Source organism: Lentzea alba (genome assembly GCF_011067745.1).
GTDB classification, from domain to species: domain Bacteria; phylum Actinomycetota; class Actinomycetes; order Mycobacteriales; family Pseudonocardiaceae; genus Lentzea; species Lentzea alba.
Genome location: NZ_JAAMPJ010000002.1, coordinates 745,619 through 771,001, shown reverse-complemented (window position 1 = coordinate 771,001; position 25,383 = coordinate 745,619). Strand labels below are relative to the sequence as shown.

The 25,383-nt window shown below is 68.0% G+C and carries 23 protein-coding genes and 2 pseudogenes; 17 read left to right on the top strand and 8 right to left on the bottom strand.

Features of this window, described 5'->3' with window-relative positions:
- The first annotated feature begins 4 nt into the window (after positions 1-4).
- From G7043_RS12105 to G7043_RS12095, 3 genes are all read left to right on the top strand, one after another.
- The gene (locus G7043_RS12105) at positions 5-1,003 is read left to right on the top strand and encodes an ABC transporter ATP-binding protein (protein WP_166045635.1); all 999 of its coding nucleotides are present in this window, start codon (positions 5-7) and stop codon (positions 1,001-1,003) included.
- Complete coding sequence (locus G7043_RS12100; protein WP_166045634.1) at positions 1,000-2,106, top strand: ABC transporter ATP-binding protein; 1,107 nt, start codon at positions 1,000-1,002, stop codon at positions 2,104-2,106. The genes G7043_RS12105 and G7043_RS12100 overlap by 4 nt, the downstream gene beginning before the upstream one ends.
- Before the next feature lie 110 nt (positions 2,107-2,216).
- The gene (locus G7043_RS12095) at positions 2,217-2,798 is read left to right on the top strand and encodes a TetR/AcrR family transcriptional regulator (RefSeq protein WP_166045633.1); all 582 of its coding nucleotides are present in this window, start codon (positions 2,217-2,219) and stop codon (positions 2,796-2,798) included.
- A gap of 20 nt (positions 2,799-2,818) precedes the next feature.
- On the opposite strand, the pseudogene G7043_RS12090 reads toward G7043_RS12095, so the two are convergent.
- A pseudogene (locus G7043_RS12090) lies at positions 2,819-3,241 on the bottom strand (DedA family protein); the annotation flags it as partial.
- 91 nt (positions 3,242-3,332) lie between these two features.
- Here G7043_RS12090 and G7043_RS12085 point away from each other — a divergent pair.
- From G7043_RS12085 to G7043_RS12075, 3 genes and pseudogenes are all read left to right on the top strand, one after another.
- Complete coding sequence (locus tag G7043_RS12085; RefSeq protein WP_166045632.1) at positions 3,333-4,025, top strand: DUF4184 family protein; 693 nt, start codon at positions 3,333-3,335, stop codon at positions 4,023-4,025.
- A gap of 115 nt (positions 4,026-4,140) precedes the next feature.
- Positions 4,141-5,709 carry a discoidin domain-containing protein gene (locus G7043_RS12080; protein WP_313887817.1) on the top strand — a complete coding sequence of 523 codons (1,569 nt, stop codon included), beginning with the start codon at positions 4,141-4,143 and terminating at the stop codon, positions 5,707-5,709.
- A gap of 20 nt (positions 5,710-5,729) precedes the next feature.
- A pseudogene (locus G7043_RS12075) lies at positions 5,730-6,934 on the top strand (MFS transporter); the annotation flags it as partial.
- An 880-nt stretch (positions 6,935-7,814) separates the two neighbouring features.
- Here G7043_RS12075 and leuA read toward each other — a convergent pair.
- Positions 7,815-9,605 carry a 2-isopropylmalate synthase gene (gene leuA, locus G7043_RS12065; RefSeq protein ID WP_166045630.1) on the bottom strand — a complete coding sequence of 597 codons (1,791 nt, stop codon included), beginning with the start codon at positions 9,603-9,605 and terminating at the stop codon, positions 7,815-7,817.
- A 347-nt stretch (positions 9,606-9,952) separates the two neighbouring features.
- Here leuA and G7043_RS12060 point away from each other — a divergent pair, with 347 nt between their 5' ends.
- Together G7043_RS12060 and G7043_RS12055 are read left to right on the top strand one after the other, a co-directional pair.
- Positions 9,953-10,249, top strand: coding sequence for a hypothetical protein (locus G7043_RS12060; RefSeq protein ID WP_166045629.1), 297 nt, complete (start codon positions 9,953-9,955; stop codon positions 10,247-10,249).
- Positions 10,250-10,453: 204 nt separating this feature from the next.
- Positions 10,454-10,954, top strand: a complete 501-nt coding sequence (locus tag G7043_RS12055) for an NUDIX domain-containing protein (RefSeq protein ID WP_166045628.1) — start codon at positions 10,454-10,456, stop codon at positions 10,952-10,954.
- On the opposite strand, the gene G7043_RS12050 is transcribed toward G7043_RS12055, so the two are convergent.
- Together G7043_RS12050 and G7043_RS12045 are read right to left on the bottom strand one after the other, a co-directional pair.
- Entirely contained in the window at positions 10,940-11,500 is a 561-nt protein-coding gene (locus G7043_RS12050; protein ID WP_166045627.1) for a nitroreductase family protein, read from the bottom strand. The two genes, G7043_RS12055 and G7043_RS12050, sit on opposite strands and share 15 nt — an antisense overlap.
- Entirely contained in the window at positions 11,500-12,723 is a 1,224-nt protein-coding gene (locus G7043_RS12045; protein WP_278185745.1) for a hypothetical protein, read from the bottom strand. The genes G7043_RS12050 and G7043_RS12045 overlap by 1 nt, the downstream gene beginning before the upstream one ends.
- Before the next feature lie 104 nt (positions 12,724-12,827).
- Here G7043_RS12045 and G7043_RS12040 point away from each other — a divergent pair, with 104 nt between their 5' ends.
- On the top strand, positions 12,828-14,093 hold the full coding sequence (locus G7043_RS12040) for an aspartate kinase (protein WP_166045626.1): 1,266 nt from the start codon (positions 12,828-12,830) through the stop codon (positions 14,091-14,093).
- Complete coding sequence (locus tag G7043_RS12035; protein WP_166045625.1) at positions 14,090-15,154, top strand: aspartate-semialdehyde dehydrogenase; 1,065 nt, start codon at positions 14,090-14,092, stop codon at positions 15,152-15,154. Before G7043_RS12040 ends, G7043_RS12035 begins: the two co-directional genes overlap by 4 nt.
- Before the next feature lie 54 nt (positions 15,155-15,208).
- Here the strand turns inward: G7043_RS12035 and G7043_RS12030 are convergent, their stop codons facing one another.
- Together G7043_RS12030 and G7043_RS49845 are read right to left on the bottom strand one after the other, a co-directional pair.
- Positions 15,209-15,667 carry a DUF2950 domain-containing protein gene (locus tag G7043_RS12030; protein WP_166045624.1) on the bottom strand — a complete coding sequence of 153 codons (459 nt, stop codon included), beginning with the start codon at positions 15,665-15,667 and terminating at the stop codon, positions 15,209-15,211.
- A 1-nt stretch (position 15,668) separates the two neighbouring features.
- Positions 15,669-16,655, bottom strand: a complete 987-nt coding sequence (locus G7043_RS49845; protein ID WP_166045623.1) for an amidase domain-containing protein — start codon at positions 16,653-16,655, stop codon at positions 15,669-15,671.
- A gap of 535 nt (positions 16,656-17,190) precedes the next feature.
- Between G7043_RS49845 and G7043_RS12020 the strand changes: the two genes are divergently transcribed.
- Genes G7043_RS12020 through G7043_RS12005 form a run of 4 tightly spaced genes read left to right on the top strand, consistent with a single transcriptional unit; the run spans position 17,191 to position 21,736 of the window.
- The gene (locus G7043_RS12020; protein ID WP_166045622.1) at positions 17,191-17,922 is read left to right on the top strand and encodes a class I SAM-dependent methyltransferase; all 732 of its coding nucleotides are present in this window, start codon (positions 17,191-17,193) and stop codon (positions 17,920-17,922) included.
- The gene (locus G7043_RS12015) at positions 17,919-19,343 is read left to right on the top strand and encodes a gluconokinase (RefSeq protein WP_166045621.1); all 1,425 of its coding nucleotides are present in this window, start codon (positions 17,919-17,921) and stop codon (positions 19,341-19,343) included. The genes G7043_RS12020 and G7043_RS12015 overlap by 4 nt, the downstream gene beginning before the upstream one ends.
- Positions 19,344-19,373: 30 nt before the next feature.
- Positions 19,374-20,564, top strand: coding sequence for an MFS transporter (locus G7043_RS12010; protein ID WP_166045620.1), 1,191 nt, complete (start codon positions 19,374-19,376; stop codon positions 20,562-20,564).
- The gene (locus G7043_RS12005) at positions 20,561-21,736 is read left to right on the top strand and encodes an MFS transporter (protein ID WP_166045619.1); all 1,176 of its coding nucleotides are present in this window, start codon (positions 20,561-20,563) and stop codon (positions 21,734-21,736) included. The genes G7043_RS12010 and G7043_RS12005 overlap by 4 nt, the downstream gene beginning before the upstream one ends.
- Here the strand turns inward: G7043_RS12005 and G7043_RS12000 are convergent.
- Positions 21,712-22,764 (bottom strand): alpha/beta hydrolase, encoded by a 1,053-nt coding sequence (locus tag G7043_RS12000; RefSeq protein ID WP_166045618.1) that lies wholly within the window; start codon positions 22,762-22,764, stop codon positions 21,712-21,714. The genes G7043_RS12005 and G7043_RS12000 overlap by 25 nt on opposite strands.
- Positions 22,765-22,829: 65 nt before the next feature.
- Between G7043_RS12000 and G7043_RS11995 the strand changes: the two genes are divergently transcribed.
- The 3 genes from G7043_RS11995 to G7043_RS11985 all read left to right on the top strand — a co-directional run bounded on the left by G7043_RS11995 (position 22,830) and on the right by G7043_RS11985 (position 24,402).
- Positions 22,830-23,405 (top strand): NADPH-dependent FMN reductase, encoded by a 576-nt coding sequence (locus G7043_RS11995; RefSeq protein WP_166045617.1) that lies wholly within the window; start codon positions 22,830-22,832, stop codon positions 23,403-23,405.
- Positions 23,406-23,486: 81 nt separating this feature from the next.
- The gene (locus tag G7043_RS11990) at positions 23,487-23,909 is read left to right on the top strand and encodes an organic hydroperoxide resistance protein (RefSeq protein WP_166045616.1); all 423 of its coding nucleotides are present in this window, start codon (positions 23,487-23,489) and stop codon (positions 23,907-23,909) included.
- Positions 23,910-23,925: 16 nt separating this feature from the next.
- Entirely contained in the window at positions 23,926-24,402 is a 477-nt protein-coding gene (locus G7043_RS11985; RefSeq protein WP_166045615.1) for a Dps family protein, read from the top strand.
- Here G7043_RS11985 and G7043_RS11980 read toward each other — a convergent pair.
- Positions 24,399-25,349 (bottom strand): DUF4872 domain-containing protein, encoded by a 951-nt coding sequence (locus G7043_RS11980; protein ID WP_166045761.1) that lies wholly within the window; start codon positions 25,347-25,349, stop codon positions 24,399-24,401. The genes G7043_RS11985 and G7043_RS11980 overlap by 4 nt on opposite strands.
- Positions 25,350-25,383: the final 34 nt, after the last annotated feature.

The following is a 25,383-nucleotide window of genomic DNA, read 5'->3' as shown; positions in this document are numbered from 1 at the left end:
CGTCGTGGCACTGCTCGAAGTTCGTGACCTCACCGTCGTGTTCCAGCGCAAGGGCGAGGAGCCGTTCCGCGCGGTCGACGGCGTCAGCTTCGACGTCGAGCCCGGCCAGACGGTCGGGCTCGTCGGCGAGTCGGGCTGCGGCAAGTCCGTGACATCGTTGGCGATCATGGGTCTGCTGCCCAAGCGCGGCGCCAAGATCACCGGCACGGTGTCCTACGACGGCACGGACCTGCTGAAGCTGTCGGACCGGGAGATGCGCGACCGTCGCGGCCGCGATCTCGGCATGGTCTTCCAGGACCCGCTGTCCTCGCTCAACCCCGTCGTCCCGATCGGCCTGCAGGTCACCGAGGTGCTCGAACGGCACCGCGGCATGCCCCGCAAGGAAGCCATGATCGAGGCGAAGGACCTGCTCGACAAGGTCGGCATCCCGGACCCGAACCGGCGGCTCAAGGAGTACCCGCACCAGCTCTCCGGCGGTATGCGGCAGCGCGCGTTGATCGCCATCGCGCTCGCGTGCCGGCCGAAGCTGCTGATCGCGGACGAGCCGACGACGGCGCTGGACGTGACGATCCAGGCCCAGATCCTGTCGTTGATGAAGGAACTGGTGCAGGACCTCGGCACCGCTCTGGTGATGATCACCCACGACCTGGGTGTCGTCGCCGGGCTGTGCGACGAGGTGAACGTGCTGTACGGCGGCAAGGTGGTCGAGAAGGCCATGCGGCACAAGCTCTTCGCCGAGCCGCGCCACCCGTACACGCACGGCCTGCTGGCCTCGATCCCGCGCCTGGACGCGGCGCCCGGCGAGAAGCTGACGCCGATCAGGGGTTCCGTCGCGGACAACATCCCGTGGACCAGCGCCTGTGCGTTCGCGCCGCGGTGCCCGAACGCGCTGGACGTGTGCCGCGCGGAGACGCCCGCGGAAGTCGAGAAGCTGGGCCGCCTGCTCCGCTGCCACAACCCGGTGGTGCCGGGAACTCCCGCCGCCGAGGAGGTGCCGGTATGAGCGAGACCCTGGTTTCCGTCCAGGACATGAAGGTGCACTTCCCGATCAAGCGGGGCGTGTTCATGGACCGCACCGTCGGCTACGTCTACGCGGTCGACGGCGTCGACCTCGAGATCAAGCGCGGCGAGACGTACGGCCTGGTGGGCGAGTCGGGTTGCGGCAAGTCCACCCTCGGGCGGGCGATGCTGCGGCTCAACGAGCCGACCGCGGGCAAGATGGTCTTCGACGGTCAGGACTTCTCCGCCCTGAAGGGCGAGGAGCTGCGCAAGATGCGGCGCCGGATCCAGATGGTGTTCCAGGACCCGCTGTCGTCGCTCGACCCGCGCCAGTCCGTGGAGTCGATCCTGATCGAGGGCCTGCGGGCGCACGACCTGGACGAGGGCAAGGAATCCACGTCGAAGCGGCTCCGCGAGCTGCTGTCGGCCGTGGGCCTGCCGTCCACCGCGCTGCGCAAGTACCCGCACGAGTTCTCCGGCGGTCAGCGGCAGCGCATCGGCATCGCGCGGGCGCTGGCGCTCAACCCGGACCTGATCGTCGCAGACGAGCCGGTGTCCGCGCTGGACGTGTCGGTGCAGGCCCAGGTCGTCAACCTGCTGGAAGAGCTGCAGGACCAGTTCGGCCTGACCTACCTGGTGATCGCGCACGACCTCGCGGTCGTGAAGCACATCTCCGACCGCGTGGGCGTGATGTACCTCGGTGGCCTGGTCGAGGAGGCCACCGCCGAGGACCTCTACGCGGAGCCGCTGCACCCGTACACGCGGGCGCTGCTGTCGGCGATCCCGGTGCCCGACCCCGTGGTCGAGGACCGGCGCGAACGGATCCTGCTCGCGGGCGACCTCCCGTCGCCGGCGAACCCGCCGTCCGGCTGCCGGTTCCACACCCGGTGCCCGTGGCGACAGGCTTCTCGCTGCGACACCGAACGCCCGGCGCTGCGCGAGCTCAAGCCGGGTCACAAGGTCGCATGCCACTACGCCGAACAAATCCAGTCCGGCGAAATCCAGCCGCACGAGGTCAAGCCGATCCTGGTGGAGGAGGGCGACACCCTGTCGCCTGACATCCCCCTGGTAGGCCCAGCCTCGGTAACCGAAGCCCTGAACCCCTAGTTCCAAAGTTCACGCGGGGCCCTTTCGTACTGTCACGTAGTACGAAAGGGCCCTGCGTGTCTCACCCCAGTGGCGAGTGAGGCTCTAGTGGGTGATGGTCCCGTGGCTGGGTGGACAGTCGTGGGGCGATATTGGTCAGGGCTGCTGAGATCGCGTCGGTGGACGGGCTCGAGGGAGTCACGATCGGACGGCTCGCGGTCGAGCTCGGCATGAGCAAGAGCGGGGTGTTCTCGCACTTCGGGGCGAAGGAAGAGTTGCAGATCGCCACGGTGCACGCGGCCGCGGAGATTTTTGCGCGCGAGGTCGTGGTCGCTGGTGGGGCGTTGATGGACGTGTGCGGGCGCTGGCTCGACTACTCGAAGCGCCGCGTGTTCCCCGGCGGCTGCTTCTTCGTCGTGACGCGCTCGGAGTTCGCCGCCCGCCCCGGCCGCGTGCGCGACGCGTTGATGCTGTTCAACCTGCGTTGGATCTCACTGCTGGAGCGACTCTGCGGTGACGCTCAGATGGCGTTCGAGGTGGACGCCCTGCTGGCCGCCGCGGACCGGTTCGCCGTGCTCTACGACGACGCCTCGGCGTACGAGAGGGTGCGGTCGGCGTTGCGCGTGCGGATCACCATGCCCACCGGGATGGAGATGAGCGTGGCCACGCCGAACGACAGCAGCATCGCGAGCCACGCCTCGTCGACGATCTGACCGCCGATGTACCCCATGGTGGCGGGGTAGAGGCTCCAGAGGGCCGATCCGACCGCGGCCACGGGGATGAACCGCTTGAGCGGCCACTTCAGCGCACCCGCCAGCAGCGCGCCCACGATGCCGCCGGCCGGCAGGAACCGCGCCGCGATGAGGATCGTCTCGCCCTTGGACCCGAGCTGGTCGGCGGTCCACACGACCATGGCCCGCGCCTTGGCGTTCTTGTTGACGCGGTCGAGGGCCCTCATGCCCATCCGCCGGCCCATCGTAAAGTTGATCATGTCGCTGGCCAGGCAACCCGCGGCCGCGACGAGCACCACGAGGTACAGCGGAACCTCACCGGAAGCGGCGAGGACGCCGGCACCGATGAGCACGGCCTCCGTCGGTGCCAAGGGCACGACGGCGACCAGGAACAGCACGACGAGACTGGCGGCTGTGGTGCTCATGATCCGTGAACGTACGTGACGCGGATGAACAATCCCGACCTGGGTGTTTCTTCAGCGCACCTACAGGATGGAAGTCGATCTACGCTGGTTCGTGCCGTTCACTCTCGCGCACCCGGCCGCCGTGCTGCCGTTGCGCCGGTTCCTCTGGTTCCCCGGACTCGTCGCGGGTGCTGTCGCGCCTGACGTCGGCTACTACGTTCCGGTCCTGCCGACCCACGACCTGCTCGGCGGATCCGTCGCGGCAGTGGTGTTGCTGCTGGTCGGACGGCTGTTGCTGCCCTCGGTGATGGCTGTGGCGCCGGAGTTCGTGCGGGTGCGGGTGCCGCGGCCCGGAGGCATCCGCCAGCCCGTCGTGCGCGCGTTGTCCATTGTGGTGGGAGTGCTCACGCATCTGCTGTGGGACGGCTTCACGCAGACCGACGGATGGTTCGTGCGGCGGTGGGACTGGTTGGACATCACAGTCGTCGGACCGCACCGGCTCTACAACGTCATCGGGTACGTGTCGTCGCTCGGCGGCATGGTGCTGCTCGCCTGGATGGCTGCCCGGTGTCCGAAAGTGCATGACTGGCCGTCACGTACCGGGAAATCCCGGTACAAGTTCTGGATCTTCGTGGCCCTTGCCGCGGCAATCGGCGTGACGTGGTCTTTGTCTGATCCTGTCAGCCAGATCAGCCTTTATGACTGGGTACGACGTCTCCTGCTGGGCCTGATTCAGGGTGTGAGCGTCGCCGTCGTGGTCCACGCCGTTCTCTGGCGCTTCGGTCAGTCACGGAATGACACGTGATGACTGCCGGGCACCCGTCTTGACCTGCTTGTTCACCCGTCATTAACCTCCGAGGTCCAATAGGAAAGCTTGTTTACCAATCCTTCGAGCCGCCGCCCTTGCCCAGGAGGACGAAGTGATCAGAAAGCACACCCGCACGGGTGTCGCGTTGGCCCTGTTCGCGCTGGTGATACCTCAGATCGCAGCGTCGGGCACGGCCAACGCGGCTGATTCCCTGCTGTCGGCCAACAAACCCACCACCGTCTCGTCCGTCGAGGCTCAGACCTTCGGCGGCGCCAATGCCGTGGACGGAGATCCGACCACTCGCTGGGCGAGCCTCGAAGGCGTCGATCCGCAGTGGATCGCGGTCGACCTCGGTGGCACCGCCACCATCACGAAGGTCAAGCTGAACTGGGAGGTCGCCCACGCCGCCGAGTACAAGATCCAGACCTCGGCCGACGGTTCGTCGTGGAGCACCAAGAAGACCCTCACCGGGCAGAACGGTGGCATCGACGAGACCGCCCTGACCGCGAGCGGCCGCTACGTGCGGATCTACGGCACCAAGCGCGGTACGCCCTACGGCTACTCGCTCTGGGAGCTGGAGGTCTGGGGCAGCCGTGAAGGCGGTGACAACACGCCGCCGAGCGCGCCGGGGAACCTCACCAGCACCGGCACCACGTCGAGCTCGGTCAGTCTGCAGTGGACGGCCGCGAGCGACAACGAAGCCGTGACGGGCTACGACGTGCTGCGCAACGGCAGCGTTGTCGGCACTCCCACCGGCACGACGTTCACCGACACCGGGCTGGCCAGCGGCACGGCGTTCACCTACACCGTCCGCGCTCGTGACGCGGCCGGCAACCTCGGGCCGTCGAGCAACGCGGTGCAGGCGACGACCCTGCCGGCCGGGCCTGGCGACAACATCACGATCGTCGTCGCCGGCGACATCGCGTCGTTGACGAACGGCGAGCACTACGAGACCGCGAAGCTGATCGAACAGATCAAGCCGAACCACATCCTGACGGTCGGTGACAACCAGTACGACAACGGCACGCTCGCGGAGTTCAGGGCCCACTACGACAAGTCGTGGGGCAAGTGGAAGAGCATCACCCACCCCGCGACCGGCAACCACGAGTGGTACGACAACCTCAACGGGTACAAGGCGTACTTCGGTGCGCAGGCCTACCCCGCCGGCAAGCCGTACTACAGCTGGGAAGCGGGCGAGTTCCACTTCGTCTCGGTCGACTCCGACCCGATGGACAACGACGGTTCGGACTCCACGCAGGTCAACTGGCTCAAGGCGGACCTGGCCGCGAACACCAAGCCCTGCGTGGTCGGCTACATGCACCACCCGCGGTTCACCTCCGGCAAGTACGGCGACAACGCGAAGATCGCGCCGTACTGGAACGCGTTCGCGGACGTCAAGGCGGACCTGATGCTCGGTGGCCACAACCACCACTACGAGCGGCTGTCCCCGTTGAACAAGAGCGGTGCGATCGACCAGACCAACGGCGTGAGGTCGGCGGTCGTCGGCATCGGCGGTGACTACCTCTACAAGGAGCGCACCCCGCGGGTCGGCGTGGAGAAGTACTTCTCCGACAGCCACGGCGTCATGAAGCTCACCATCTCCGGCCGCTCCTACTCGTGGGAGGTCATCGACACGGCCGGAACGGTGCGCGACAAGGCCGGTCCCTACTCCTGCCGTTGATCTGCTGATCGGAGGCCGTCGTGTACATCGCAACCGCTCGACAAGCCCCCGCCGCGGGTGGCACCGGCAGGATCGCGGCGAACGTGCTCGCCCTGGGCTCGGTCTCACTGCTCACGGACGTCTCGTCCGAGATGGTGACCGCGATCCTGCCGCTCTACCTGGTGCTGGGGCTGGGGTTCTCCCCGCTGCAGTTCGGTGTGCTCGACGGCATCTACACCGGTGTCACGGCACTGGTCCGAGTCGTCGGCGGTCATGCGGCTGACCGCTGGCAACGGCGCAAGCTCGTGGCCGGCCTGGGTTACGGGATCTCGGCGGTGGGCAAGCTGGGCTTGCTCGCCGCCGGGACCTCCGCCACCGCGATGGGGCTCGTGCTGGCGGGGGACAGGACGGGCAAGGGCTTGCGCACCGCACCGAGGGACGCACTGATCACGTTGAGCAGTGAGCCCTCCGCGCTGGGACGCGCCTTCGGTGTGCACCGCGCCATGGACACCGTGGGCGCGTTCCTGGGGCCGCTCGTGGCCTTCTGTCTCTTGTGGACGCTCCCGGCCCGCTACGACGTGGTGTTCGTGGTGAGCTTCTGCTTCGCCGCGCTCGGTGTTCTCGTTCTGGTGCTCTTCGTGCGCGATCACCGCGACGTGCTGCCACGCGTCGCGGTGTCGCTGCGAAGCGCGTTCGGTTTGCTGCGGTCCAGGCCGTTCCGGCGGGTCTGCCTGGTCGCGTGCGGGCTCGGGTTCCTGACGCTGGGCGACGGGTTCATCTACCTGTTGCTGCAGAAGAAACTCGACGTCGACGTCGCCTACATCGCGTTGCTTCCCCTCGGCACGGCCGGCGTGTACCTGCTCGCCGCCGTGCCGATGGGCGCGCTGGCCGACCGGGTCGGGCGGTGGCGGATGTTCCTCGTCGGCCACCTCGCGTTGCTCGGGGCGTACCTGCTGTTCTTCGGTGCTTCCGGGATTTCGTTGCTCGTGGGCGTTCTGCTGTTGCACGGGCTGTTCTACGCGTGCACGGACGGCGTGCTGATGGCCGTCGCCGGTCCGCTGATCCCGGACGAGCTGCGCACGTCCGGTCTGGCCCTGCTCCAGACCGGCCAGGTGCTCGCGCGGGCGTCGTCTTCCGTGCTGTTCGGCGCGTTGTGGACGTGGTTCGCGTGGTGAGGATGCTGCTCGTCGTCGCAGCCGTGATCGTGCTGGGCGCGGGTGCCACCGCCTACGCCCTGCGCGCTCCGGAGGAGGTCCCGGTCGCGGTCGAGCCCGGCCCGGTCGAGCTGACCGCGGGCCGGCTGCTGTTCGTGGACGACGCGAGCGGCAGGGTGGCGTCGGTGCCGCTGTCCTCACCTGGCGGTCCGCGTCGGCTGAGTTCGTTGTCCTGCAAGCGGTTCTTCACGGCAGCTCGGCAGGGGCTGTGCCTCGCGGACCGGTCCGGCCCGTTCCCCGGATCCGTCGCGATCTTCGTCGACGAGTCGCTTTCCGAGACCCACCGCATCGACGTCGCGGGTGTGCCGAATCGCGCGAAGCTGTCGCCGGACGGACGGATGGCGTCCTGGACGACGTTCGTCACCGGCGACTCGTACGCGCAGACCGGCGCGTTCTCGACTCGCACGGGCATCTACGACCGGGAGACGCTGCTGTACCAGAGCAACATGGAGGGCACGCGGATCGCCGGCATCAAGAGGGCGGAGGACATGAACTTCTGGGGCGTGACGTTCACCGAGGACGATCGCTCCTACTACGCAACGCTGTCCACCGGGGGCAAGACCTACCTGATCAGTGGCGACTCGGTCGACATTTCCGCGAAACCGTTGCGGGAGAACGTCGAATGCCCGTCGCTGTCGCCGGACGGCAAGCGCGTGGCGTTCAAAAAGCGCGTGCCGGGCGACGGCGCGCGGCCGTGGCGGCAGCACGTGCTGGACCTGACCACGATGGTGGAGACACCCCTGGCCGAGACGCGTGGGATCGACGACCAGGTCGTGTGGCTCGACAACGACACCATCGCCTACGGCCTGCCGGGTGAGGGCATCTGGGCCGTGCCTGCGAACGGGGAGGGCGCGCCGCGGCAACTGGTGCCGCACGCGTCCTCCCCGTCCGTTGTTTTCAGCCCAAAATGATCTAACGCTGCGCCCGGTTGATCGCGGAGACGATCGCGCGGAACGACGCGGCGACCGTTGAGCTGTCGATGCCGACGCCCCACAGCACGCGGTCGCCCACCGCGCACTCGAGGTAGGCGGCCGCGCGGGCGTCGTCACCGGCGGACAGCGCGTGCTCGGCGTAGTCCATGACCCGCACGTCGTAGCCCACCGACGCGAGCGCATCGACGAACGCGGCGATCGGCCCGTTGCCGGAACCCGTGATCTCCTGCTGCTCACCGTCGATCAGCAGCGTCGCGGTGATCTCCTCGTGCCCGCTGCCGTCCGACGACGCCTTGTGCTTGAGCAGGTACAGCGGCACCTTGCCGTGCAGGTACTCCTCCGCGAAGGCGTCCCACATCTCCTTCGGGTTGATCTCGCCGCCCTGCGTGTCGGTGACCTCCTGGATCACCTTCGAGAACTCGATCTGCAGGCGCCGCGGCAGGTCGAGGTGGTGCTCCTGCTTCATCAGGTACGCCACGCCGCCCTTGCCGGACTGCGAGTTGACCCGGATGACGGCCTCGTAGTTGCGGCCGACGTCCTTCGGGTCGATCGGCAGGTACGGGACCTCCCAGGGGAAGTCGTCGACGTGCTGCCCGGCGTCCTTGGCGTCGGCCTCCAGCGCCTCGAAGCCCTTCTTGATGGCGTCCTGGTGACTGCCGGAGAACGCGGTGAACACCAGGTCACCGCCGTACGGGTGCCGCTCGGCCACCGGCAGCTGGTTGCAGTACTCGACCGTGCGCCGGATCTCGTCGATGTCGCTGAAGTCGATCTGCGGGTCGATGCCCTGGCTGAACATGTTCATGGCCAGCGTGACCAGGCAGACGTTGCCGGTGCGCTCACCGTTGCCGAACAGACAGCCCTCGATCCGGTCCGCACCGGCCAGGTAACCCAGCTCGGCCGCCGCCACACCGGTGCCGCGGTCGTTGTGCGGGTGCAGACTCAGGATGATCGAGTCGCGGCTGTCGAGGTTGCGGGACATCCACTCGATCGAGTCGGCGTAGACGTTCGGCGTGGCCATCTCGACGGTGGCCGGCAGGTTGATGATCAGCGGCTTCTCGGGCGTGGGCTGGATGACTGCCGTGACGGCGTTGCAGACGTCGAGGGCGTAGGTCAGCTCGGTGCCGGTGTAGGACTCGGGGGAGTACTCGTACCGGAAGTCGGTCTCCGGGTAGTCCTGCTCCTGCTGCTTCGCGAACTTCGCCGCGTCCACGGCGATCTTCTTGATGCCTTCGCGGTCGGAGCGGAAGACGACGCGACGCTGGAGGATCGACGTCGAGTTGTAGAAGTGGACGATCGCCTTGTTGGCGCCGCGCAGGGACTCGAAGGTCCTGGCGATCAGCTCTTCACGGCACTGGGTCAGGACCTGGATCGTGACGTCGTCCGGGATGGCGCCGTCCTCGATGATCTCCCTGACGAAGTCGAAGTCGGTCTGGGATGCGGCAGGGAAGCCGACCTCGATCTCCTTGAAGCCCATGCGGACCAGGAGGTCGAACATCTTGCGCTTGCGCGCGGGGGACATCGGGTCGATCAGGGCCTGGTTGCCGTCTCGCAGGTCTACGGCGCACCACAGGGGAGCCTTTTCCGCCCGCTTGGTCGGCCAGGTGCGGTCAGGGACGTCGATTACCTCTACTACCTCGTGGAACGGGCGGTAGCGGTGGAAGGGCATGCTGCTGCCGAGCTGGCGGTTCCACTGCGGCTGGGAGTCGGGGGCCGGGCGCGCCGGCTGGCGGATTCGGCTGGTTCCCGAGGTGTAGGCGTCGGGGGAGGTCATGATTTTTGGCTCCGGGTGCGGGTCGTGATGGGAACGACCGGCGGCAACGCTGAGTCCCGCGACGGGGGGCCGGTCTGATCAGACCCCGTCACGGCAGCGAAGCAGGAGGGAACGCCACACGTCGGACAGAGTAGTCACAGTTTGGTTGAAGATGGAACTGCGGGCCCGGATCGTGGGATGTGGTTGCTGGGAGTGACCGGGTGGGTGGTCGCCGTGCGGGCGGCGACCATGCGGTTGCGTGCTTCCACTTGGGGCTCTGCCCCAGACCCGGCTCCGCCATCGGCGTGGGTGCATGTCATGGTGCAACCACAAGTTTTGTTGCGCGTGAATCCGGGAATCGTTCACGTATGTCCAGATTACGTACGACTAGTGGCCGCGGCACGGCTTCACGCGTGATCAGCGGCATCGGTGCGCTCTTCGCCCTGATCGAGATCCTCTACATCCTGATGATCGTGCTTGGCGCCAACACCGCCAACGGGTTCTTCAGGTTCATCCAGTCCCTGGCCGAGCCCCTCGCCCTGTTCTTCCCCGGGCTCTTCCACACTGGCAACTACAACGTCGACGTGTTCCTGAATTACGGTCTGGCCGCCGTGTTCTGGCTGGTCGTGACTGGGCTGCTCGCGCGTGCGGTGTCACGCTACTGACCGCCCGCCGCTTGCTGCCGACGGCACGCGGGGTCCCTACGTACCCGTCTGACGGTACGCGGGGACCCCGCGTACCGTTTTGGGCGCAGAAAGCCTTGTGCCCGTTGGCAAATAGGTTGCTGACAACGTTGTCACGTGAGCTTCTGGCTGGCCGTTCGAGCGATCGTCCTTAAGCTCGTGAGGCGCCTCAACTAGGTTCGGGGCATGGCGCGCGACGACTTCTGCAACAGCTGTGGGGCCCAGTACGCGGACACGTCCGGGTATCCGCGCAAGTGCGACAGCTGTGGGCACATGGTGTGGGACAACCCGTCGCCCGTTGTCGTGTTGCTGGTGCCGGTGAAGGACGGGGCCCGCACTGGACTTCTCACCGTGCGCAGGGCCATTCCGCCGGTGGGGCAGTTGGCGTTCGTCAGCGGGTTCATGGACCGCGGCGAGTCGTGGCAGCAGAGTGCGGCGCGCGAGCTCGAAGAGGAAGCGAACGTGCGCGTTGACCCCGACGAGTTGCGGCCGTTGCACTTCGTGTCCACGCCGGACGGGGGGACGGTGCTGATGTTCGCCGCCGCGCCGGCGATCAACGCCGAGGACTTGCCGCCGTTCGTGCCTAACGACGAGGCGTCTGAGCGCAAGGTCATCTTCGAGCGCGAGCCGTTGGCGTTTCCGCTGCACAACGAGGTCGCGTCCAAGTACTTCTCAACCGAACAGTGACTGGCCCCAGGTGCCGGTGAAGGTGGTGTCGGAGAGCGGGTGGCGTTGGCGTTCGCGCTGTTCGCGGGCTTGAAGGTCTTCGGGGAGGTCTTCCAGGTCGCCCTGGTGGCCCAGAGCCATCACTACCAACGGGCGCACGTCGTCGGGCATGTTGAACGCGGTGTGGGCGGCTGTCTTGTCGAAGCCGCCCATCATGTGTGCGATCAGGCCCAGGTCCACGGCTTGTAGCGCGATGTTCTCCATGGCCAGGCCCAGGCCGAACTCGACGTTGGGCAGGTCGCCGCGCGAGTCCTGGGTGATCACGCAGCCGATCAGGAGGACCGAGGCGCGGAAGGCCCAGGTCTTGTTGCCGGGGCGGAGGGTTTCGAAGATCGCGTCGAACGTCGGGGTGCCGCGCTTGCCCACGACGAAGCGGGCGGGCTGGCTGTTGCCGTGGGACGGTGCCCAGCGGGCCGCTTCCAGCAGGACGCGCAGCTCGTCGTCGGAGATGGTGGCTTCAGCGTGGAAAGCGCGTGGGCTCCAGCGCTTCGAGATCAGCTCGTTCATCAGATCGCATACTGCCAAACGGCCAGGGCGTTGGCGCCGAACCAGGCGCTGAACAGGATTGCCAGGCCCAGCACGGTCAGGACTGTGGAGGTCTTGCGGCGGGCCAGGACCAGGGCCAGGGGGAGCAGCAGCGTGAACGCGGGCAGCAGCAGGCGGGCCTTCGAGTTCATCAGGCCGTTCGAGCCGATGTCCATGACCAGCACGCCGATGCCGTAGACGATCAACGGCCACTCCAGGCGGCGCTGGAAGGCGTAGACGACCAGGACGACTGCCAGCACCAGCAGCCAGACCGTGCCGGTTTCCAGTTCAGAGCGCGGATTGCCCAGGTGTTCGAAGGCGAACTCCAGGGTGGCGCCGCCGCCGTCGAACTTCGAGCCCCAGCCGCGTTGCTGCACGCCGAACCAGCCCGCCAGGTCGCCGGTGCGGATTGCCACCCAGCCGAGGTAGCCGAGCAGGCCCAGCGGCGCGATCAGGCCGCCTGCCCAGGCTCGCCAGTCGCGGCGGTCGGCGATCACCGCGACCAGGGCTGCCAGGCCGACGGCCGCGATCAGCGCTGCCGCGGTGGGGCGGACCAGGCCCGCTGCCGCGCAGCAGACGCCGGCGAGGATCCAGCGCTTCTTCACCACGCCGACCAGGGCCCACGCGGCGAACGCGCAGAACGTGGCCTCGGAGTAGGTCATCGAGAGGACGACGGCCATCGGGGACGCGGCGAACAGCGTCACGAAGATCAGGCCGGTCTTCGTCGAGCCGTCGCGGACCGCGCGGCCGAGCACGAACAGGCCGTAAGCGCAGAACAGGCCGCTGATCAGGCTCACCGCGAAGGCGGCGCCCACCGCGTCCACGCCCGGCAGGCCGTCCACCCACCTGATCAGGGCGGGATAGCCGGGGAAGAACGCCAGCGGGGTCTCGGCCGAGCGCCTGCCGGCCGCGTCGGTCAGGCGCTGCGGCACGTCGTTGTAGCCCCCGGAGGCGATTCCGAGGAACCACTCGCCGTCCCACGACTTGAGGTTGTCGACGGCGGTGTCGGCCTTGCCGTGGATCTTGTTCTGGTACTCGACGACGAGTTGCAGGACGAAGAGGCCCACCTGCCGCACGAACAGGTAGATCAGGGCGGGGGCCGTCCAGCGCGCCGCCGGGTGTCTGAGCGCCTCGGCCAACCGTGAGGGCGCATTGCTCTCATGCACGGCTGTTGGGGCCTCCACGACATCGGTGCTCGACGACACCCGGACAGAGTAGTCACGCGCGTCACGGCTCCAGAGTCTCACCAGGTGGTCCGGGTAGGCTGCCTACGACGTGGGGTTTTAGTCGCGCGAAGGAGGTCAGGTCGGTGGCGCTCGTCGTCCAGAAGTACGGCGGTTCATCGGTTGAGAGTGCCGAGCGGATCAAACGCGTGGCCGAGCGCATCGTCGCGACCAAAAAGGCGGGGAACGACGTCGTGGTCGTCGTGTCCGCCATGGGTGACACGACCGACGAGCTGCTCGACCTCGCCCGCCAGGTCTCCCCGGTGCCGCCCGCACGTGAGCTCGACATGCTCCTCACCTCGGGTGAGCGGATCTCGATGTCGCTGCTCGCGATGGCGATCAACTCACTCGGTGCCGAGGCTCGTTCCTACACGGGCTCGCAGGCAGGCGTGATCACGACCTCGGTGCACGGCAAAGCCCGCATCATCGACGTGACGCCGAGCCGGATCCAGGACGCGACGTCCGAGGGGGCCATCGCGATCGTCGCGGGCTTCCAGGGCGTCTCGCAGGACTCCAAGGAGATCACCACGCTCGGCCGTGGCGGCAGCGACACCACCGCGGTGGCGCTCGCGGCCGCGACCAAAGCCGACGTGTGCGAGATCTACACCGACGTGGACGGCGTCTACACCGCCGACCCGCGCATCGTGCCGAACGCGAAGAAGCTCGACACGATCACGTACGAGGAAATGCTCGAGATGGCCGCGTGTGGCGCCAAGGTGCTGATGCTCCGCTGCGTGGAGTACGCCCGCCGCTACAACGTGCCCGTGCACGTCCGCTCTTCGTTCAGCAACAAGACCGGAACCATCGTGTCCGGTTCAGTGGAGGACCTTCACGTGGAACAGGCGATGATCACCGGCGTCGCGCACGACCGGTCTGAAGCCAAGATCACTGTCACCGCCGTGCCCGACCACCCCGGCATCGCCGCCAAGATCTTCCGGGTCGTGGCGCAGGCCGAGCTCGACATCGACATGGTCGTGCAGAACGTCTCGCAGGCCGCGTCCGGCCGCACCGACATCACGTTCACGCTGGCCAAGGTCGACGGCCCGCGCGCGGTGGCGGCGCTGGAGAAGGCGCGTGGCGAGATCGGGTTCGACCAGGTCCTCTACGACGAGCACGTCGGCAAGGTGTCGCTGATCGGCGCGGGTATGCGCTCGCACCCCGGCGTCACGGCGACGTTCTGCGAGGCGCTGGCCACGGCCGGCGTCAACATCGACATCATCTCCACCTCGGAGATCCGCATCTCGGTCATCTGCCGCGACACCCAGCTCGACGACGCCGTGCGCGCCCTGCACGACGCGTTCGACCTGGGCACCGACGAAGAGGCCGTCGTTTACGCAGGGACTGGACGATGAGCGCCCCCGTTCTCGCACTGGTCGGCGCGACCGGTGCCGTCGGTACCGTCATGATCGACATCATCAACACCCGGTCCACCGTGCCGTGGGGCGAGATCAGGCTGATCGCCTCCCCGCGCTCGGCGGGCAAGAAGATCAACGTGCGCGGCCAGGACCTCACGGTCATCGCGCTCTCGCCCGAGGCGTTCGACGGCGTGGACATCGCGATGTTCGACGTCCCTGACGAGGTCTCGGCCGAGTGGGCCCCGATCGCCGCCGAGCGCGGCGCGGTCGCGATCGACAACTCCGGCGCGTTCCGGATGGACGCCGACGTGCCTCTGGTCGTGCCCGAGGTCAACGCGGACCAGATCAACAACCGCCCGCGCGGCATCATCTCGAACCCGAACTGCACGACGCTGTCGATGATGGCGTCGCTCGGTGCCCTGCACCGCGAGTTCGAGCTGAAGGAACTGGTCGTGGCCTCCTACCAGGCCGCTTCCGGTGGCGGCCAGGCGGCGATCGACCGCCTGTACGCCGAGATCAGCGCGCTGGCCGGCAAGGAGGTCGGTGTCGTCGCGGGCGACGTCCGCCAGACGCTGGAGGCCGCCGGGCTGCCGATCTCGGACTCGCCGTTCCCGGCCCCGCTGGCGCTGAACGTGGTGCCGTGGGCGGGTTCCCTGAAGGACGACGGCTGGACGTCGGAGGAGCTGAAGGTCCGCAACGAGGCCCGCAAGATCCTGGGCATCCCTGACCTGAAGGTCTCCGCCACCTGCGTGCGCGTCCCGGTCGTCACCACGCACTCGCTGTCCGTCCACGCGACGTTCGCCCGCGAGGTCACGGTCGAGGCGGCGCACAAGATCTTCGAGGAGCAGCCGTCGATCGTCCTGGTCGACGACCCGGCCGCGAAGCGCTTCCCGACGCCCGCCGACATGGTGGGCGAGGACCCGACGTACGTGGGCCGCGTGCGCCAGGCGCTGGACTTCCCGAACACGCTGGACTTCTTCGTGTGCGGTGACAACCTGCGCAAGGGTGCCGCGCTGAACACCTACGAGGTCGCGGAAGAGCTCGCGAAGCGCCTCTGAACGTTCTGTCGCGTTGGTGGCCTCTGCCGTGCACACGGCAGAGGCCACCTTCGTCTATGGAACGTTCTTCGCGAGGTTCACCAGCCACTGGCCTTCTCGCTCGACCACGAAAATCTTCTCGGCATACGGTCCCGCGGCGGAGGTGCCGGTCAGGTCGGCGATCGACTCGTGGGCGATCTCGCTGTCGCGCACGCGCGTCTCCGTCACCACGATGTTCCGCCCGCCCCACGTCGCGAGCCGGGCAGTCACAGCAGCGTCCACCGACGCGTCGACACCTGGTGACAAAGCGCGCAAGGCGTTCTCGTCGTTGTCGTTGAGCGCGCGGACGTAGCGCTCGGCGGCCGCGGCCGGAGTCGCCGACCCCGTCGCCCCCGGCGGTAGGTCGCGCGACGTGGGATCGGTGTTGTCCGCGGTCAGCAGGACCAGCGCGGCGGCCACGCCGATCAACAGAGCACAGCCGACGACGGCCACGAGAACCACGTCTCGCAGCCGCCGTCGCGGTTCAGCGGTCACGTCAGAAAGTATGCAGTGCCGACCAGCCGTCCTTGTTGCTCCAACCGTCGCGGAACATCACCGAGGTGAGTGGGACGTTGTGCCGGTTGTTCGTGTGGTAAGTGAGGAAGATTTCCTTGGCGTACGGCCAAGTCGGGTCCTCCGGGTAAGCCTCTCGCCCACTGACGAACATGGTGTGGTCGAGGTTTCCCTCGCCATTGGGGTCGTTCGGCGGGTGGTCCCAGTTGACGTACATGACGTCGGCGGGTTGTGCCTTCCACACGCCGTACGGGTCACCTGCGACCAAATCCCTGGTGTGGCCGGAGAAGTTGTACATGTAGACCGCGTTGTTGTGTGCGGCAGCCCAGCTGTACGCCGTGAACCCCTCGCCGCTCGGTCCGTAGAACCAGACGTCCGGATCGGTGCGGTTCCACCAATAGCCGACTGGTTCGAGTCCGCCCCGCAAAATGATCTGCGAGAAGAAGTTGGTGCAGTCGTTGCCGTACTTGCGGAACTCCGGGTTGTAGAACTCCTGTGAATCGGGCACCTGGCCCCACCAGCGGTCCGCGTAGGCGAGCATGGCCAACCAGTCCAACGGCGCGGCGACCGTTTTCGCCTCCTCGGCCCGCGGGGTGAACCCCTGTCGGTTCGGGGTGGCGCCCGAGTCGGGCGTGGGAGCGGAGTTCGGTCGTTCGACGCGGGGTGCCGGCTTGTCGGACTTGGCCGTCACGGTGTCGTTTTGCGGGGCTTTCATCGTCTTGTCCGCCTGAGTCGGTGGCGGCAGGGCGCTTCCGTCGAGGTGCGGCGTGGTGGAATCGATCTTCCACCGGCCGTCCTCCGTGCGCAGGACGAAGTCGTGCGTGAGGGAGTAGCCCTCGTGCTGCGGTGGTGTGAGACCGGTTGCAGGGTCGACGGTGGTGCTGACCGAGCGGAAGAACAGCTTTGTGGTCTCGGCGGCGCGCGCCCGGATCACGCCGGAGCCCGACCGGTCCACCTTTCCGACCCGCACCTGGACTTCCGCGTCACGGTGGCCGCCGAACGGCAGCTTCCGCAGCTGATCGCGGTGTGCGCGTAGTTTTCCTTCCTGAGCACCGAGTTCGTGCGTGAGTTTCGACGTGAATCGCGAGCCCTGCTCGGAATCCGTCTCGCCAGTGATGAGGCCTGCTCGGGACTGCAGGTAGGAATGGATGATGTCACTGATGGCAGAATCCGAGGGTTCTGCTTCCTCGGCCAGCACGGGCGACGACAGCGAAAACGTCAGTCCCGATGTGATGCAGAGTGCTGCCAAAGTGCGATGCGATGCTCTCATCAGTCTTCCCCCGAAGAACTAAATGATTGCGGAATGGCGACTGCCCCCAGCGGTGCCGCCTCTTCTCGCGGAAACCACGGAACCGCAGTTCAAAGTGAACAGGTACCGCCAACTGGATGTAGTCGTATTCTGGGAGGCTCGGAATTCTGGGTCGGGCACGTTCAGTTCCGGGAACCCAACCCGCCGGTGGCACAAGAGTGGTTCGAGCGGTATCCGCCCTCCTAGGCTGATGGCCATGGCGGAGAGCGACGAGCAGTACGACGCGCTGGGTGCGATCTACGAGCGTGCCAAGCACATCCCGACCGGACTGGCCGAGCGCGCGACACTGCTGTCGGCCGTGGGTGACCTGCTCGGCAAGTCCGTGCTGGACGTGGCCTGCGGCACCGGCTTCTACGCGCGGCTCTTCCGCGACCTCGGTGCGACGAAGGTCGTCGGCGTCGACTCGGCCGGCGAGATGATCGCCTACGCCCGTCACGTCGAGAAACGCGAATGGCGCGGGATCACCTACGAGCAGCACGATGCGACCAGCCTGCCGGTGCTCGGCGAGTTCGACGTGGTGACCGCGGTGTGGCTGCTCGGCTACGCGGACGACGTGCCCGCGCTCGACGCGATGATCGGCAACCTCACCGCGAACCTCGTGCCCGGTGGGCGACTCGTCGTGCTCGTGCCGAACCCGGAACCGGACTGGGAGCTGTACGCGCAGTACGGCCGCTACGGCTACGAGATCGTCCCGACCGGCCCGATGAACCTGAAGCAGCCGGTCAGGGTGCGCGTCCTCGGCGACCCGCCGTTCGACTTCGACTCCTTCTACTGGGAGCGCGGCGTGTTCGACGGCGCGCTCACCCGTGCGGGCCTGACGGAGGTCACCCGCCATCCGGTCGTCGTGCCGGACGAAGAGGAGTCCTGGGACGGGCTGCTGCAGTGCCCGAGCTTCGGTGTGTTCACCGCCGTGCGGGCCGGCGCATGATCGTTCTAGCGGTCGATCTCGGGACGACGGCCACGAAGGTCGTCGCGGTGGACGCGCGGGCGAAGGTGGTCGCCTCCACCGAACGCACCTATCCGATGCGCACCAGCGGTCTCGAAGCCGCGCACGACCCGCAGCAGGTGCTCGACGCCGCGTTCGACGCGATCCGCGAGTTGGCGTCCGAGGACGTGCGAGCCATCGCGCTGACCGGTGCCATGCACTCGATCATGGGGCTGGACGCTTCGCTGAACCCGGTCACGGAGGCGCTGAGCTGGGCCGACAACCGCGCGGTCGAGCAGACTGAACGACTGCGCGGCACTGCGGAAGGTCGCGAGCTGCACCGCCAGACCGGCGCTCCGATCCACTCGTTCACGCCGCTGATGAAGCTCGCCTGGTTCCACGAGAACGGCGTCCGCGCCGCGAAGTGGTGCGAGATCAAGGACTTCGTGCACCTCCACCTCACCGGCGAGCTGATCAACGAGCACTCGTCCGGCTCGGGCACGGGCCTGATGAACATCCACACACTGCAGTGGCACGAGCCCTCGCTGGAGTTCGCCGGCGTCACCGCGGACCAGCTCCCGCCGCTGGTCGAACCCACCCACACCACGCCGCTGAAAGCCGACATCCCAGGGCTCAGGAAGGGCATCCCGGTCGTCGTCGGCGGTGGGGACGGCCCGCTCGGCAACCTCGGCGTCGGCGCGGCCTCCCCTGGCGCGGGCGCCGTCTCGCTCGGCACGTCGGGAGCGCTCCGGGTGGCCCAGCAGGGACCCGGCATCGACGACGAGGGCCGCACGTTCAGCTATGCCATCGCCGACGGGCTGTGGGTTCGCGGCGGTGCCATCAGCAACGGTGGCGTGGTGGCCCAGTGGGCCGCCGAGACGTTCGGCATCCCGGTCGGCGACCTGCTCGCCCAAGCCGAACACGTCGACTCCGACGGGCTCGTCGCGCTGCCGTACCTGCTCGGCGAACGAGCGCCGTGGTGGGACCCGACCGCGCACGCCGCCCTCCTCGGCCTGCGTCGCGAACACACGCCACAGCAGATCACGAAAGCGCTGGTGGAGGGCGTGTGTCAGCAGCTCGCACTGGTGCTGGACGCGGTGCCGCACGTCGACGAGCTGCGGATCACCGGCGGAGCGTTCCGCGCCCCGATCTGGGCGCAGACCCTGGCGAACGCGCTCGGCATGCCGTTGCACCTCACCGAGGACACCGGCGGCTCGGCCGTGGGCGCGGCGCTGCTGGCGTGGCGGGCGCTCGGCGAGATCGAGTCGCTGACCGTCGACCTCGTGCGGCCGATCCGGACGATCACGCCGGACGCCGACGCCATCACGAGGTACGCGAAGGCACGACCGTTCGTGGCGAAGGCGTACCGGGCGCTGGAAGAGCTGTACGGCGATCTTGAACACATCAAGAAAGCGAAGGGTTAAACGCTTTGCCGTCCACGTGAGGATGAGGACGTGGATCTCGCCCCCTTCAAACACGTCCTCATGCTGCCCGGAGTTCGCTCGCTCGCACTCCTGATGTTCTTCGCGAGAATGCCCCCGGCGGCGACCGGCGTGATCCTGACGCTGCACGTCGCGGTCACCCTGGACAAGGGATACGGCGCGGCGGGACTGGTGGGCGCGGCGGCCACGATCGGCATGGGGCTGGGCACCCCGCTGATGGGCAGGCTGATCGACCAGCGCGGTCTGCGCGCGTTGCTCACGGTCGGCGTGACGGCGTCGGCGGCGTTCTGGCTCACCGCACCGCTGATGGGCTACTGGACGCTGCTGTGCACCTCGTTCGGCGTCGGCCTGCTCGGCGCGCCGATGATGTTGATCGGCCGGCAGGTCATCACCGCGCTCGTGCCGGAGAGCCGGCGCCGGATCGCGCTGTCGGTCGACTCGATCTCGGTCGAGCTGTCGTACATCGGTGGACCGGCCCTCGGCGTGTTCGTCGCGACGAAGTTCTCCACGAACGCCGCGTTGCTGTTCATCGGCCTCTCGATCCTGGTCGCGGGCGTGTTGCTGTACTGGATGAACCCGCCGATGGTGCACGAGGACGAGATCGTCGACGGGCCGCAGCCGAAGATCGTCGAGTGGATGCGCGGCCGGATCGTCGGCGTGCTGGTCGTGTGCGTCGGAGCGACCGTGTGCCTCGCCGGCATGGAGGTTTCGGCGATCGCGTCACTGGAACACATCGGCAAGCAGAGCTGGCTGGGTGTGGTGTTCTTCGCGATGTGCGTGGCGTCGATCGCGGGCGGCCTGGTCTACGGCGGGGTGAAGCGGGCTCCCAGCGTGCTGGTGCTGTTGGCACTCATGGCGGCGTTGGAGATCCCCGTCGGACTGGGCGATGGCAACGTCCTGCTGCTGTGCCTGCTCCTCGTGCCGATGAACCTCATGTGCGCGCCGTTGATGGCGGCGTCCGGTGAGCACATCAGCAGGCTCGCGCCGCCCACCGCCCGTGGCCTGGCCCTCGGGCTGCAGGGGTCGGCGTTCACCATCGGTGGCGCGATCGGCGCACCACTCGCCGGTGTCGCGGTCGACCACGGCGGCGCCCCGGCCGGGTTCGCGATCGTCGGCGTGGCGGGACTGCTGGTCGCGGGTGTCGCGTGGCTGCTGGCCAGGCAGAGCAAACCTGTTGCCAGCCGGGTGACGATGTCCTCGTGAACCTCGCCCCCTTCAAGTCGGTCCTGGCGCTGCCGGGGGTCCGTCCCCTGATGCTGCTGATGCTCTTCGCCAGGATTCCCCCGACGGCGGCGGGCGTCACGGTGACCCTGCACGTCGTCACCACGCTCGACAAGGGCTACGCGGCGGCCGGCACGGTCGGGTTCGCGACCATGATCGGTCTCGGCCTCGGGTCGCCGTTGATGGGCAGGCTGGTCGATCGCAAGGGCCTGCGGTTCGTGTTGGCGTTGAGCCTGCTCGAAGGCGTGTTCTGGGTGACGGCGCCGCTGATGGACTACTACCTGCTGCTCGTCCTGGCGTTCGCGAACGGCCTGGTGGCGGTGCCGATGATGTCCATCGGCCGGCAGGCCCTCACCGCGCTCATCCCCGAACCGCAACGGCGGCCGGCGTTCTCGCTGGACTCGATCTCGGTCGAGCTGTCGTTCATGGTCGGCCCCGCGGCGGGCGTGCTGATCGCGACGAAGTTCTCGACCGGCACGGCGCTCATCTCGATCGGCGTGGCGATCCTGGCCGCGAGCGCGGTGCTGTTCGTGGTGAACCCGGCGCTGGTGCACGAGGACGAGGTCGTCGACGGGCCACAACCTCGCGTGACGGAATGGCTGCGCGGACCGGTGATCGCGGCGTTGATCATCCCGTTCGGCGCCACGATGACGTTGTCCGGCATGGAGATCGCCTCGATCGCGTCGCTGGAGCGCGCGGGCGAGCAGAGCTGGCTCGGCCTGATCTTCGTGGTGATGTGCGCGGCGTCGGCCCTCGGCGGACTCGTCTACGGCAGCCTCAAACGAGTGCCGGGCGGGGTGGTGCTGCTCGCGGGCATGGCGCTGCTGGAGATCCCCGTCGGGCTGGGCGACGGCAGCGTGGCGTTGCTGGCCGTCGCGCTCGTCCCGATGAACCTCCTGTGCGCGCCGACCATCGCGGCCTCGACCGAGCTGATCAGCAAGCACGCACCGGCGTCGGCGCGCGGCCTGGCACTGGGGCTGCAGGGCTCGGCCTTCACGTTCGGCGTCGCCGCGGGTCAGCCGCTCACGGGGCTCGCCGTGGACCACAGCGGACCCCCGCTCGGTTTCGCCGTCGCCGGACTGGCCGGACTGACGATCGCCGGTCTCGGCTGGGTGTTCTCCCGCCAGCGTCAGGCGGTCTCGGTCACGTCCTGAGCGGAGTTGGCCAGCGCGAAGCCGGTCCGGAGCGCTCCCACGGCTTCGGACACGGCCTCGCGGAAGATCCCGCCGACGCCGAGCACGTTCGCGAAGCCGTGGAACAGGCCCTCGTGCCTGCGCAGCACGACCGGCACGCCCTCGGCGGCCAGCCGCTGTGCGAAGGCCTCGCCCTCGTCGCGCAACGGGTCGTAGCCCGCGGTCGCGATGTAGGTGGGCGGCAGGTTCGAGAGGTCCTCGGCGAGCATGATCGACAGGCGCGGGTCGTGGCGGTCCTGGCCGCCGGAGCTGTACTGGTCGAGGAACCAGTCCATCTTCTCGTCGGTCAGGAAGAACCCGTTGCCGAAGATCTCCCGCGACCGGCGGCGCACCGAGGCGTCCACGCCGGGGTAGAAGAGCAGCAGGAACGTGATGTCGACCTCGGCGCTGTGCGCGGTGACCGCGGCCAGGTTGCCGCCCGCGCTGTCACCGCCGAGCGCGATCCGGTTCGCGTCGATACCCAGGTCCTCGGCCTTGGCCACGGCGTAGCGCAGCACCTCGGCCGCGTCGTCGACCGCCGCGGGGAACGGGTGCTCGGGCGCGAGCCGGTAGTCGGCCGCCAGCACCCGCACGCCGGCTTCCCTCGCGAGGAAACGGCACAGGTTGTCGTGGGTCTCCAGACCTCCGGTGACCCAGCCGCCACCGTGGTAGAAGATCAACAACGGCGAGCCGGTCGCGAGGCCGTCCGGCGTGTAGAGGCGGCCGGCGAACTCCCCGATCGTGAGCTCCCGCGCACCCACTCCGGTGATCTTCGGGCCGGCGACGAGCTTCGAACTCAACTCCAGGTCCAGTCGGCTCTCGGATGCTGACTTGGTGCGCCAGTCCGTTCCGGACAGCTGCTGCAGCCTCAGCAGGAGCTGTGCCTCGGGGTGCAGGTCCTGGCCGTCCAGGCGGATCGGGGTACCGGCGATGAGTCGACGCACAGGGTTGGGAAGACCGAACGCGAAGCGCAGTGCACCGGCCAGCACGGCCGCCTGGAAGTTCGACATGTGTTGCAGGTTACTCATGAGTAGTGCTGGATCTCCAGGTATCTGGAGGTGGAAGGATCGAAGTCATGACGGTGACGGTGGTGGGCATCGGCGGCTCGATCAGGTCCGACTCGCAGTCCGAGCGGGCGCTGCGGGTGGCCCTGGAGGGTGCTCGCGAGCTCGGTGCGGAGACGATCCAGTACAGCGGCCCTGAGCTGGTGCTGCCCTTCTACGACCCGTCCGTCCCCGAACGCACGGACGTCGCGCTGAAGATGGTCGAGGACCTGCGCCGGGCGGACGGCGTGATCCTCGTGTCGCCCGGCTACCACGGCACCGTGTCCGGCCTGGTCAAGAACGCCCTCGACTACATCGAGGACCTGCGCGACGACGAACGCCCGTACCTCGACGGCCGCGCGGTCGGCACCATCACCGCCGCGTACGGCTGGCAGGCCGCGGTGAACACGCTGTCGGCGGTCCGTTCGATCGTGCACGCGCTGCGCGGCTGGCCGACGCCGTTGGGCGCGGCGATCAACTCCGCGCAGGTCAAGTTCGACGGCGACGGCGCCTGTTCGGACGCCGACGTGGACCGGAACCTGCGGGTGATCGGCCGTCAGGTCGTCGAGTTCGCGCTGCGCCATGCGTCTCAACTCGACGTGAACTGACTCACGATCGGGCAGACAAGTCGTGTGCGATCCGTTGGGTACCAGTGGGTAACAAAAACCACTGACTCAAGGGAGAGCGGAATGGACACGCTGTACACGGCCGAGGCGACTGCTTACGGCGAAGGCCGCAACGGCGAGGTGCGCTCCTCCGACGGTGTGATCGACGAGGTGCTGTCGGTCCCGAAGGAGATGGGCGGCCCCGGCGGTGACGCGACCAACCCCGAGCAGCTCTTCGCGGCCGGCTACGCGGCGTGCTTCAACTCCGCCCTCGCCGCAGTCGCGCGCGCCGGCAAGATTCAGCTCGCTTCTTCTGAGGTAACCGCCAAGGTGGGGATCGGCCCGAACGGCGCCGGGGGCTTCCAGCTCGCCGTCGAGCTCGCGGTCAACATCCCCGGATTCGACCAGGCGGTCGCGGAGAAGCTCGTCGAGCAGGCCCACCAGGTCTGCCCGTACTCCAACGCGACGCGCGGCAACATCGAGGTGGCGCTCACCGTCACCGTCTGAGGAGGCGCGTTTCACCATGGCCAAGAACCCGATCACCAGCCCACTCGCTGACGCCGACCGCGACGCGGTCGGAGCGGTGCTGCAGGCGACTCTGGTGGACCTCGTGGACCTGTCCCTGATCGGGAAGCAGGCGCACTGGAACGTGATCGGCAAGAACTTCCGCAGCGTCCACCTGCAGCTCGACGAACTGGTCGTGCTGGCGCGCAACGCCGCCGACCAGGTCGCCGAACGCTCGGCGGCCCTCGGCGTCACGCCGAACGGCACGGCGAAGACCATCGCCGCGTCGTCCGGCGTGCCCGAGATCGCCACGGGCTGGCTGAAGGAGGACCAGGTCGTTTCCTCGATCACGGCGTCCCTGGCGTCGCTGATCTCCCGCATGCGGGCCCGCATCGACGAGACCGACAAGCCGGACCTCGTCACCCAGGACCTGTTGATCGGCATCACGCAGGAGCTGGAGCAGGCCCACTGGATGTGGCAGGCCCAGTCCGCCTAACCCATCAGCTGACGGACGGCCCGCTCCTCGATGGAGCGGGCCTCGTCGACTTTCTCGGCCAGGTCGTCGTAGTCGCCGCCGCGGGCGATCTCGGACCAGAGCTGCCCTGACCGCCGGAACTCCTGTGCACCAGGCAGTCCTGCCTCGGTGAGGAACTCGGCGTAGAGCGGCCGGGTCGCGCCCGGTGCCGTGTACTCGACCTCCAGGCAGTCGTGCAGCCGCTGCCGCACGAACCCGGGGTCGTCGGCCCACCGCTGGGTCCAGCCCTTCTTCCCCTTGTCGCGCAACTGTTCCGCGAGCTTGCGCATGCCGGAGAAGCCGAAGTTCACGTCGAAGTTGTTGCCCAGCACCGGTCCGGTGAGGTGTTCGCACGTCATCCGCACGGCTTCCTCGACGTCCGGCTCGCCCTGGCGGGCGCCGATGCTGATCATCTCGTGCTTGCCCTGACCCCAGCTCGTCATGAACTCGCTGAGCGGCTGGGTGTTCGTGCCGTGGTTGTGCACGGTGACCACGTCGTCGTCCACGCCGAGCACGCCGACGGGGTGCTTCTCCTTGCCCAGCAGGCAGATCACCGGTCCGTCGGCTGATCGCAGCTGCTGTTCGGCCTTGCGCGCGGACCTGGTGGACGTGACGTCGTGGGCGATGTTCGCGTGCATGAGCGCGGTGGGGATGAACGGCGCGGGGTGGTGCCGCGCGACGATCGTCATCGTCGGTGTGTGCCCCTTGTACTCGAACACGAAGTACATGAACCCGATGCCGCCGGCGAGCCCGGCCAGCATGGCCTCCGACCACTCGTCGTCGAGCATCTCCCGCAACAGCCAGGAATCGTGCATCCGACCGGTGGGCCGGGCGTCCTTGAGGACGTGCCGGCGTGCGGTGGTGTAGGACTCGCCGGTGCGTTCCATCCGGGCGCGAACCAGGCGCTTGAACGACTTCTGCTCGGTCATGGCGTGCCTTTCGCGGACGTGCTGGAGCCGTTCC